General features: G+C 70.4%; 7 protein-coding genes. 2 read left to right on the top strand and 5 right to left on the bottom strand.

Annotated features, from left to right (window positions below):
• The 5 genes from R6V09_RS35130 to R6V09_RS35110 all read right to left on the bottom strand — a co-directional run.
• Window positions 1-2,289: bifunctional salicylyl-CoA 5-hydroxylase/oxidoreductase (locus R6V09_RS35130; protein ID WP_317885512.1), on the bottom strand; the 2,289-nt coding region annotated here is incomplete at its 3' end.
• The gene (locus R6V09_RS35125; protein ID WP_317885514.1) at window positions 2,286-3,944 is read right to left on the bottom strand and encodes an AMP-binding protein; all 1,659 of its coding nucleotides are present in this window, start codon (window positions 3,942-3,944) and stop codon (window positions 2,286-2,288) included. The genes R6V09_RS35125 and R6V09_RS35130, both read right to left, overlap by 4 nt.
• A 70-nt stretch (window positions 3,945-4,014) precedes the next feature.
• Window positions 4,015-4,947: an acyl-CoA thioesterase gene (locus R6V09_RS35120; protein WP_317885511.1), complete on the bottom strand. Its 933-nt coding sequence runs from the start codon at window positions 4,945-4,947 to the stop codon at window positions 4,015-4,017.
• Entirely contained in the window at window positions 4,944-5,429 is a 486-nt protein-coding gene (locus R6V09_RS35115) for a cupin domain-containing protein (protein WP_317885510.1), read from the bottom strand. Before R6V09_RS35115 ends, R6V09_RS35120 begins: the two co-directional genes overlap by 4 nt.
• A 2-nt stretch (window positions 5,430-5,431) precedes the next feature.
• Complete coding sequence (locus tag R6V09_RS35110) at window positions 5,432-6,256, bottom strand: fumarylacetoacetate hydrolase family protein (protein WP_317885509.1); 825 nt, start codon at window positions 6,254-6,256, stop codon at window positions 5,432-5,434.
• Window positions 6,257-6,399: 143 nt separating this feature from the next.
• Here R6V09_RS35110 and R6V09_RS35105 point away from each other — a divergent pair, with 143 nt between their 5' ends.
• Together R6V09_RS35105 and R6V09_RS35100 are read left to right on the top strand one after the other, a co-directional pair.
• The gene (locus R6V09_RS35105) at window positions 6,400-6,840 is read left to right on the top strand and encodes a RidA family protein (RefSeq protein ID WP_317885508.1); all 441 of its coding nucleotides are present in this window, start codon (window positions 6,400-6,402) and stop codon (window positions 6,838-6,840) included.
• Between the two features lie 1,082 nt (window positions 6,841-7,922).
• On the top strand, window positions 7,923-10,695 hold a 2,773-nt coding region (locus tag R6V09_RS35100), incomplete at its 3' end, for a non-ribosomal peptide synthetase (RefSeq protein ID WP_442810212.1).

The following is a 10,695-nucleotide window of genomic DNA, read 5'->3' as shown; positions in this document are numbered from 1 at the left end:
GACCGCGTCGGTCCGTGAGGTGGGGGGCTTGCGGCGGCCGGCCGCGAACTGCGTCGGCCAGTCGGCGCCCGGGCCGCGGTACTCCTGCTCGGCGGCGGCCTGCAACGTCCACTGCGGGTTGTACAGGTGGGTACGGCCCAGCGCGCACAGGTCGGCGCGCCCGGCGAGCAGGATCGAGTTGACGTCGTCGTACGACGAGATCGCACCTACGGCGATCACGGCCGCGCCCGCCGGAGCGGCCACCTCGTGCCGGATCCGGTCGGCGAACGGGGTCTGGTACGAGCGGCCGTACGCCGGCTTCTCGTCCTTGGTGACCTGGCCGGACGACACGTCGACGGCCGCCGCGCCGTGCGCGACGAAGGCCCGGGCGATCTCGACGGCGTCGTGTTCGGTGTTCCCGTCGGGGACCCAGTCGGTGGCGGAGATCCGTACCGTCACGGGGCGGTCGGCGGGGAAGGCGGCGTGTACGGAGTCGAAGACCTCCAGCGGGAAGCGCAGCCGGTTCGTGAGGTCGCCGCCGTACTCGTCGGTGCGGCGGTTGGCGACGGGGGAGAGGAAGGAGGAGAGCAGGTAGCCGTGGGCGGCGTGTACTTCCAGCAGGTCGAAACCCGCGTCGGCGCCCCGGCGGGCGGCGGACACGAAGTCGGCGACCACCGCGTCCATGTCGGCCCGCGTCATCTCGCGGGGCACGTGGCAGCCCGTGCCGTAGGGCAGCGGGGACGGGCCCACGACCTCCCAGTTGCCCTCGGTGAGGGGCTCGTCAATGCCCTCCCACATGAGCCGAGTCGACCCCTTGCGGCCTGAATGGCCCAGCTGGAGACCGATCTTCGCGGTGCTGCGGCCGTGGACGAAGTCGGTGACCCGGGTCCACGCCTCGCGCTGTGTGTCGTTCCACAGGCCCGTGCAGCCCGGGGTGATGCGCGCCTCGGGGGAGACGCAGACCATCTCGGTCATGACCAGGCCGGCGCCGCCGAGCGCCTTGGAGCCGAGGTGGACGACGTGGAAGTCGTCCGGCACTCCGTCCACGGCCGAGTACATGTCCATCGGCGAGACCACGATCCGGTTCTTCAGCTCCAGGCCGCCGATGCTGAACGGCTGGAACATCGCCGGGGCGGACTCGGCCGCGCCCTGGGCTTCGGCGAAGCCGCGCTCGATCAGGTCGGCGAAGCCCGGGTCGCGGTCCTTGAGGTTGTCGAAGGTGATCCGGCGGGAACGTGTCAGGAGGTTGAAGCAGAACTGCGCGGGATCCTGCCCGGCGTAGCGGCCGATGTTCTCGAACCATTCGAGCGAGGCCTGCGCGGCGCGCTGGGTCGACTCCACCACCGGGCGGCGCTCGGTCTCGTACGCTGTCAACGCCTCCTCCACGGTGGGGTGTTCGTGCAGACACGCGGCGAGCGCGAGGGCGTCCTCCATGGCCAGCTTGGTGCCGGAGCCGATGGAGAAGTGCGCGGTGTGGGCGGCGTCGCCGAGCAGGACCACGTTGTGGTGGTGCCAGCGCTCGTTGCGGACCGTCGTGAAGTTGAGCCAGCGGGAGTTGTTGGTCAGGAGGGCGTGTCCGGCGAGTTCACCGGCGAAGATCTCGCGGATCCGGGCGACGGACTCCTCGTCGCTGACGCCGGGCGGGAACTGTGTGCCCTCCGTCGAGTTGAGGCCGGCCCTGCGCCACACGTCCTCGGCCATCTCGACGATGAACGTCGAGCCGCCGTCGGAGAAGGGGTAGCCGTGGATCTGCATGGTCCCGAACTCGGTCTGCTTGACGAGGAATTGGAACGCCTCGAAGACCCGGTCGGTGCCCAGCCACATGTACTTGTTGGTCCGCTGGTCGAGGGAGGGGACGAAGGCGTCGGCGTACTTGGTGCGCACCGCCGAGTTGATGCCGTCCGCCGCGACCACGAGGTCGTAGGACCTGCGCAGTTCGTCGATGTCCGGGGCGAGGGTGCGGTAGTGCACCGTGACGCCGAGTTCGGCCGCCCGCTCCTGGAGGATGTGCAGCAGGTCCTTGCGGGCCATCGCCGCGAAGCCCTGGCCGCCGACCGTGAAGGGGTGCCCGTCGAACTCGATGTCGATGTCGGTCCAGCGGGCGAACAGGCTCTCCATCGAGTCGTGGACGACGGTGTCCGCGTTCTCGATGCCGCCGAGGGTCTCGTCGGAGAAGACCACGCCGAAGCCGAAGGTGTCGTCGGGTGCGTTGCGCTCCCACACGGTGATCTCATGGCCGGGGTCGAGCTGCTTCATCAGCGCGGCGAGGTACAGCCCGCCCGGCCCGCCGCCCACGATCGCGATCCTCATGCCTGGTTCTCCTTCTCGACGATCTGACGCAGCAGGAAGTGCTGGAGCTTTCCGCTGGTGTTGCGGGGCAGGGCGTCGCAGAAGCGCACCGCACGCGGGTACTTGTAGGGCGCCAGCTGCGCCTTGACGTGGTCCTGGATGTCCTTGACCTTGGCCTCGTCGCCCACGACCCCCGCCACCAGGACGACGAACGCGCAGACGACCGAGCCGCGTTCGGGGTCGGGCTTGGCGACCACCGCCGACTCGACGACGTCCGGGTGGGTGTTGATCGCGGACTCGACCTCGGGACCGCCGATGTTGTAGCCGGAGGAGACGATCATGTTGTCGGTACGAGTGCGGTAGTAGAAGTAGCCGTCCTCGTCGCGGACGAAGGTGTCGCCCGTGACGTTCCAGCCGTTCACGACGTAGTTCTCCTGGCGCCGGTCGTCGAGATAGCGGCAGCCGACCGGGCCGATCACCGCCAGCCGCCCTTCGACACCGGGGCCGACCTCCGCGCCGTCCAGGTCGAGGACGGTGGCCCGGTATCCGGGGACCGGCCTGCCGGTCGAACCGGGCCTGATGTCGTCGCCGGCGGCCGAGATGAAGATGTGGATCATCTCGGTGGCGCCGATGCCGTCGATGACCTTGATCCCGGTCTCCTCGTGCAGCTGCTGCCACACCTCTTCCGGAATGTGCTCACCGGCGCTGACCGCGGCCCGCAGACCGTGCAGCCGGTCCGCCTTCCCGGCCTTGAGGATCTGCCGGTACGCCGTCGGCGCGGTCGCCAGTACGGTGACCCCCGCCTCGGCGACCAGCTCGGCGAGCGGCTCCGGCGCGACCGCCTCCGTCAGCAGCGCGCAGGCCCCGGCCCGCAGGGCGCAGACGACCAGGATGCCGAGCCCGAAGGTGAAGGCGAGGGGCGCCGTGCACGACACGAGGTCGTCGGGCCGTAGCCGCAGTGTGTGGCGGCCGAAGGTGTTGTCGATCGACAGGATGTCGCGGTGGAAGTGTGTGGTGATCTTCGGTACGCCGGTGCTGCCCGAGGTGGGTCCGAACAGGGCGATGTCGTCGGCGGCCGTGTTTACGGCCGTGAACTCCCCTGGTTTCGCCGCCACTTGGCGCGTCAGGTCGTCGGGCGCGTCGCCGCCGTACGCCACGATCGTGAGGTCCGGCAGGACCGTGTCGCGTACGGCCTCGACGTCCGCCGTGAACCGGTGGTCGACCAAAGCGACGGTCGGGCGGGTCTTCTCCACGACCGGGGTGAGTTCGCGGGCCCGCAGTGCCGCCATGGTGGTGACGACGATGCCGCCGGCCTTGAGGACGCCGAGCCAACACGCCACGACCCAGGGGTTGTTGGGGGAGCGCAGGAGGACGCGGTTGCCGGGGACCAGGCCGAGGTCCTCGGTGAGGACGTGGGCGATCTGGTTGGCGCGGCGCAGCAGTTCGCCGTAGGTCCACACCTCGCCGTCCGGTGTGCGCAGGGCCGGACGGTCGGGGCCGAAGGCGGCGGTGGGGACGTCGATGAGTTCGGTGCCGGCGTTGAGACGCTCGGGGTACTGGAGGTCGTCGGTGGTGAACTCCAGGACCGGCCACTGGGCGCGCGGCGGGAGGTGATCGCGGGCGAACGTGTCCGGATAGGCGGAGGGCGAGAGGCCCATCGGGTCCAACTGGTCCATCTGGTCCATCGGGAGATTCCTTTCCGCAGGCCGGGGGCGGGCCGTGCAGGGATCAGGAGCTGCGTGGGAGTCAAGAGCTGCGGATCAGGCCTTCCTGGGCGACGGTGGCCAGGTGGGTACCGGAGGTGGTGAAGAACCGGCCGACGGCGAGGCCGCGACCGGAGTCGGCGGCGACGGCTTCCTGGGCGTAGAGGAGCCATCCGTCCATGGGGCCCGGCCGGTGGAACCACATCGAGTGGTCGAGGCTGGCGGTGACGACTCCCGGCTGCGCCCAGGACAGGTCGAGCATGCGCAGGACGGGTTCGAGGATCGTGTAGTCGCAGACGTAGGCGAGCGCGGCGAGGTCGCGCTGCTCGTCGGTGAGGCCGTCGACGGGACGCAGCGCGTCGAACGGCCTTACCCACACGGCCTGTTGGGGTACGCGTTCGCCCTCGACCGTGAGATAGACGGGGCCGGGCACATGCCGCATGTCGAAGCTGCGCCCGCCGCTCCAGTACTCCTCGGAGGTGGCGGTCATCGTGCCGCGAGGTGCGGCGGTGTCGCGCAAGTATGCTGCCGAGCTGGGCAGTTCGGTGGGATCCGGGACGCCGGCCGGGGGCTCGGCGGCGAAGGTGGCGCCCGGTTCGCCCGCGGCGAAGTTGGCGAGACAGGTGTAGACGGGCTTGCCGTTCTGGAAGCCGCGGACCTGCCGGGTGGCGTAGCCCCGGCCGTCGCGCAGCAGCTCCACCTCGTAACGCACCTCGGCGCCGATGTCGACCGGCCGCAGGAAGTAGGAGTGCATCGAGTGCAGTGTCTTGCCCTCGACCGAGCGCATCGCGGCGGCGGCGGCCTGCGCCACCATGTCGCCGCCGTACGCCTTCGGCCACGGGCACGGCTGGGTGGTCGCCGTGAAGGCGAGGTCGAAGTGCTCGGGCTCGGCGGGGGTCAGGGCGATCGCGGCGGTGAAAGCTGCCGAGGTCGGGACGGACCGGACGCCTGCGGCGGTGGCTCGGGAGTCGGTCACGGCCGGTCCAGCCAGTCGCGCAGGTCGGCGTCCGCCACCTGTTCCAGATTGACCACGATGTTCTCCGGGGTGCGGGTCGTCATCCAGGTCAGCGGGTTGTTGCGGTCGAGATTGCACTCGACGTGCGGCATGAACGGCGGGACGAAGACCCAGTCGCCCTCCGAGAGATCGAGGTAGTCCTCGAAGCGCTCACCGAAATAGATCCGGGCCCGGCCCGACAGGACGTAGCCGCCGGTCTCCGCCTCCCCGTGGTGATGGGGGACCGAGCGATAACCCGACTCGTTGCTCACCTTCCCGAACCACAGCTTGGTGGCCGGCGTGTGCTGGACCGAGACACCGGAGATCCGGCTCGCGCCCGCGGACTGGCCGGTGGCGCCGACCTCCAGACCGGCACGGGTCACGACCGGTACGACCAGGCCGGACTCGTTGGCGTACGACGTGTTGTCGCCCTCTAGGACGTACTTGGAGAAATCGGGTTCCATGATCAGCTCCTGGAGTCGGTGAGACGGAGACGGTTGCGCAGGGTGCCGATGCCCGGGATCTCGGTCTCGACGAGATCGCCGTCGGCGAGACGGACCGGCGGGGTCATGCCCGACCCCACGCCACCGGGGGTGCCGGTGAGCACGAGGTCGCCGGGACGCAGCACCGTGAAGGTGGAGACATAGGCGAGCAGATCGGCCGCGTCGAACACCAGCGTGCGCGTGTTGCCGCGCTGCCGCTCGACGCCGTCGACCCGGCAGATCACCTCGACGCCCGCGACCGGGTCCAGCTCGTCGGGGGTGACCACCACCGGGCCCAGCGGGGTGGTGCGGTCCCACGCCTTGCCCTGGAACCACTGCAGCGTGCGCTTCTGCCAGTCCCGCACGCTGATGTCGTTCGCGACCGTGTACCCGGCGATCGCCCGTCCGGCCGTGTCCCGGTCCGCGCCCCTCAGCTCCGCCCCGACGACCACCGCGAGCTCCGCCTCCCAGTCCACGTCGAGACCGCGCGGGAGGAGCAGGTCGTCCTCGGGGCCGGTCAGCGTGTCGGCGAACTTGGCGAACAGCGTGGGGTGGTTGGGCAGCTCGCGGCCCATCTCGGTGATGTGGTCGGCGTAGTTGAGGCCGCAGCAGACGACCTTGCGCGGCGACGGCAGCGGCAACACCGGGGCAGCGCCCGGCAGTTCGGCCCCGGCGAGGCCCGCGACGCGGTCGGGGGCCGTCGTCGCCAGCAGCGCGGAGAGGTCGTCGGCCGGCAGCGCCCGCCAGCGGTCGCCGTCCAGGACGGCGGCCGTGGTGCGGCCTTCGTGGGCCACGGTGGCGAGCTTCATGGGCGGTACTCCCTCAGGTGCTCGGGGCGGCGGCCGGAGTGACCGAGCCGCGTCGGCGATATAGCGAGATTTTCACGACCGTCGAAAACAGTCAATAGATGAGTTACGCTGCCTGCACCAGCCCGTCCGAGGAGGAACCCGCAATGACGACTCCGATCCCGGTCAACCCGCCCTCGCTCCCCGCACCGAGCGGCTACTCGCACGGCACCCTGAGCGGCAACACGCTCCACCTGGGCGGACAGACAGCCCTGGACGCGGACATGCGGATCGTCCCCGGGGGTATCGTCGAGCAGTTCCGGCAGGCGTTCGGCAACGTGCTCACGACGCTGCGGGCCGCCGGCGGCATCCCCGAGGACCTGGTCAGCCTGACGATCTACCTCACCGACATCCCGGACTACCAGGCACACGGCAAGGAGATCGGGAAGGCCTGGCGCGAGCTCGCGGGCCCGGTCTACCCGGCGATGGCCGGCATCGGCACCACCGCGCTCTGGCAGCCGGAGGCGATGATCGAGATCCTCGGCGTCGCGGTCATCCCGGACGAACGGCTCATCGCCCCGGCGGAGGGGAAAGCCACCGGGGCGTGACGGATCGGCGTGTGCGGGCTTCTGGAGATGGCGGGTGCCGAGTGCTCGGGCGTAGGGAGGCGCAGGGCTGCGCAGGAGGAGGCGAGCCGCCGTCGGCCGGGCTGAGCGATGGGGCTTGTGCCGGGCGGCTGTGACGTTGTGCTGCGGGCTCCGAACACTGCGTCGTGAACACCGGAGCAACGGTCGACAACAGCGAGTTCATCGCCGGCATACACCGGCATCGCTCCGTCCTGATGGAGCACATCGGGTCGTGAGTGAGACCTGATGGATGGCCGTCGGCAGGTGAGCACCGGCCCCGAACTCGCAGGAGCCCTCGTCGCACGCCGACGGGGGCTTCTTGCAATCGCACCGCGAGAGCCGCGAGTGGTTCGGTGTCCCCGCGGGAGCCGTACGGCGACAACGACGCGAGCATTTCACGACCCCTGTCGCAGGGGTTCCGGTTCCGGTCGACGCGCGGCCATTCTGACATCCCTGCCGATCGGCACGGCTTTCAAACATTCAATCCAGTTCGGCCACCGAAATAGGCAACCCTCTTTGCCTGTGTCGCCGTTCATGCCGCCGATTCGCGGTCCTCCAGGGGCAGTTGTGTGGCGGTGTGCAAACTTTCTTCCCATATGGGAGTTTCGTGGGATTCCTTTTCGAGGTGACGTCCCGGTGTGGCTCCGGGAAATATCGAGTGTTGACATGCCCGGAGCCTGTGATTGATGATTACGACCGCGTCACGGAGTTCCGGAAGGGAATCCGAATGAGTAGGAAAATGATGTGACGAGGTAATTGCACAGCGTTTTCCGGCATCGAATTGTCGAATCTCCGGGCCGCTTTCGGCCGCCTCCCCCATGGACCGTCCCCCTTCATCGACGACCTGATGTGTGCCTCGTCTCCCGGTGAGCGTTCAGCGGTGACGGCACCCCGCGCGTCCCGGCCGCAGGCCCCGCGCCCGCCACCTCCCCTCCCGTCCCCCCCCACGGCACCCGCTCGATGGCGAGCGCGCCCTTTCCGGACCGTCGGCAGTCCGGTGATCCCGGCTTGTCGCGCCCCGATGTCACCCAGCCCCACACCGATGGGAAGGCCAGGTACCGCCGGTGCACCACACCCCCCACCCTGCCCCCGCTCCTCGCGCGTCCACCAAGACGGCCCCGCACGGCCCCGGCGGGACGCCCCGCGTCCGGCCCGCCTCCTTCGCCCAGCAGCGACTGTGGTTCCTGTCCCAACTACCGGGCGCGAACGCCGCGTACAACGAGACGATCGCCTTCACCCTGACCGGCCCGCTCGACGCCGACCTGCTGTCCCGCGCCCTCGACACACTGACGAACCGTCATGAGACGCTGCGCACGCGGCTGGTGGCCACGGAAGGGGACGTGCACCAGCACATCGACCCGCCGGGCGCCGGATTCACCCTGACCTGTGAAGACCTCACCGCCGCCGACGACGCGGACGCCCTTGTGGCCGTCCGCCAACTCGACGAAGCACAACGGCCGTTCGACCTCGAAGCCGGCCCGCTCGGCCGAGGCCGCCTGCTCGCCACGGGACCCGAACGCCACGTACTGCTCCTGACGTTCCATCACAGCATCTACGACGGCGTCTCGATGAACGTCATGATGGACGAACTCGGCCGGCTCTACGAGGCGTTCACCGCAGGCGCTCCGAACCCCCTGCCCGAACTCACGGTGCAGTACGCCGACCACACGCAGGCGCAGCACCGAGCCGTCCTCGGCGGCGGACTCCGCGCCCAGGAGGACTACTGGCGGCGCGCGCTCGACGACGCGCCGCCCGTCCTGGAACTGCCCACCGACCGTCCACGTCCGGCGGAACAGCAATACGAGGGCGGGCGGGCCGAGTTCGCCCTCGACACCGAGATCACCGCCGGACTCCGCGGCCTGGCGAGACGGCACGGTGCCACCCCCTTCGTGGCCGTGCTGACCGGATGGGCGATCCTCCTGTCGCGGCTTTCCGGGCAGGAGGACATCGTTGTCGGCAGCCCGTTCGCGGGCCGGCGCGGCCCGGGATCGGCCGGCCTCATCGGCTTCCTCGTCAACTCCCTCCCGCTGCGCGTCGATCTCTCCGGATCCCTCACCGCCGCCGAGGCACTGACCCGCACCCGCGCCGTCGTACGCGAGGCCCTCGCCCACCAGGACCTGCCCTTCGAGCGCATCGTCGAACTCGTCAACCCGCCGCGCAGCGCCTCCCGCACCCCCCTGTTCCAGACCATGCTGGCCTGGCAGCCCGACCGGCGGGACCTGCTGCACCTGCCCGGGGTCGAGGCCGAACCGCTGCCGATCGCCCACGCCCCGGCCAAGTTCGACCTCGCTCTGTCGGCGACCGAGTCCGACGGCCGTATCACCGGACACCTGGACTACGCGACCGCGCTCATCGACCCCGCCACCGCCCGGCGCTGGTCCAGCCATCTCCGGCAGCTGCTCACCGACATGGTCCGCCACCCCGAACGGGACATCCGGGCACTGGAGTTGATGGAACCGCAGGAACGCCTACGGGTGCTTCTCGACGGCGACGCCACGCGGTCCGACCCCGCCGCCCGGCCCGACCCGGCGGAGGCCGCCCTGCGTTCGGCGTCCGGACTCGTCGAACTCTTCGAGACACAGGTCCGCGAGCGCCCCGCACAGACCGCGGTCGTCGACCGGGACGGCGCGCTGGACTACGCGGCACTCGGCCGCCGCGCCGACCACCTCGCGCACGCCCTGATCGCCCGGTCCGTCCGCCCCGGTGACGTGGTGGGCCTGCACGCCAAACGCTCCCGCGACCTGGCCGTCGGCATCCTCGGCATCCTCAAGGCGGGCGCCGCCTACCTCCCGCTCGACCCGGGCCAGCCCGCCGAACGCCTCGCCCGCATGATCGAGGACGCCGACTGCCCCCTGGTGCTGAGCGACCACGACAGCACCGAACGCGCCCCGGAATGGCTCGACTTGGACGAGGTGGAGGCCGAAGGAGCGACCCGGCAGGGACCACCGGCAGACATCGGCCACACGCCCGACCGACTCGCCTACGTGATCTTCACCTCCGGGTCCACGGGACGTCCCAAGGGCGTCGCCGTGGAACACCGCAGCGTCCTCGACCTCTTCGCCACCTGGCACGCCCGCATGGGCACCGCCCCCGGCGAGGCCGGCTCCGCCTGGTCCGGCATCGGCTTCGACGCCTCGATCCACGAACTGCTGCTGCCCCTGACCACCGGCGGCGAACTCCACATCGTCCCCGAGGAGTTGCGCGGCGACCCCGAGGCCCTGCTGGCGTGGATGCGCGAACACGCGGTGACCCAGGCGTTCCTGCCGCCCGCCTACGTCAAGTGGATCGACGAGGATCCCGCCGTACGACTGCGCGGGCTCCAACTGCGCACGCTGCTCACGGGAGTCGAGTCGCTCACCGAAGCCGCGCTGCACCGCATGACACAGCACCTCCCCGGCCTGCGGATCTGCTTCGGATACGGCCCCACCGAGGCGACCCTCTACAGCACCGCCTACTACGACCCCCGCCCGCTGGAACGGCCGTGCCCCATCGGCCGCCCGCTGCCCGGCACCCGGATGTACCTGCTCGACGGCCGACTGGAACCCGTCCCGCCCGGAGTGGTGGGCGAGGTCTACCTCGGCGGAGCGTCGCTGGCGCGCGGCTATCTCGGCCGCCCCGACCTCACCAAGGAACGCTTTCTGCCCGACCCGTTCGTGCCCGGCGAGCGGATCTACCGCACCGGGGACCTCGCCCGCCGGCTGTCGGACGGCCAGGCCCACTACCTCGGCCGCGCCGACGACCAGGTCAAACTGCGCGGATTCCGGATCGAGCCCGCCGAGGTCGAGGCGGCGCTCACGGCCCTGCCCGGAGTGCGGGAAGCGGCGGTCCTCGTCGACC

The sequence above is a fragment of the Streptomyces sp. W16 genome (genome assembly GCF_033194735.1).
Lineage (GTDB): Bacteria > Actinomycetota > Actinomycetes > Streptomycetales > Streptomycetaceae > Streptomyces.
Note: the sequence above shows the minus strand (reverse complement) of the source record. Positions and strands in the feature narration are given on the sequence as shown.

Excerpts from the sequence above, each read along its gene's own strand:
- R6V09_RS35105 (WP_317885508.1), top strand. The coding sequence starts at position 6,400 with ATGACGACTCCGATCCCGGTCAACCCGCCCTCGCTCCCCGCACCGAGC.
- R6V09_RS35125 (WP_317885514.1), bottom strand. The coding sequence starts at position 3,944 with ATGGACCAGTTGGACCCGATGGGCCTCTCGCCCTCCGCCTATCCGGAC.
- R6V09_RS35115 (WP_317885510.1), bottom strand. The coding sequence starts at position 5,429 with ATGGAACCCGATTTCTCCAAGTACGTCCTAGAGGGCGACAACACGTCG.
- R6V09_RS35110 (WP_317885509.1), bottom strand. The coding sequence starts at position 6,256 with ATGAAGCTCGCCACCGTGGCCCACGAAGGCCGCACCACGGCCGCCGTC.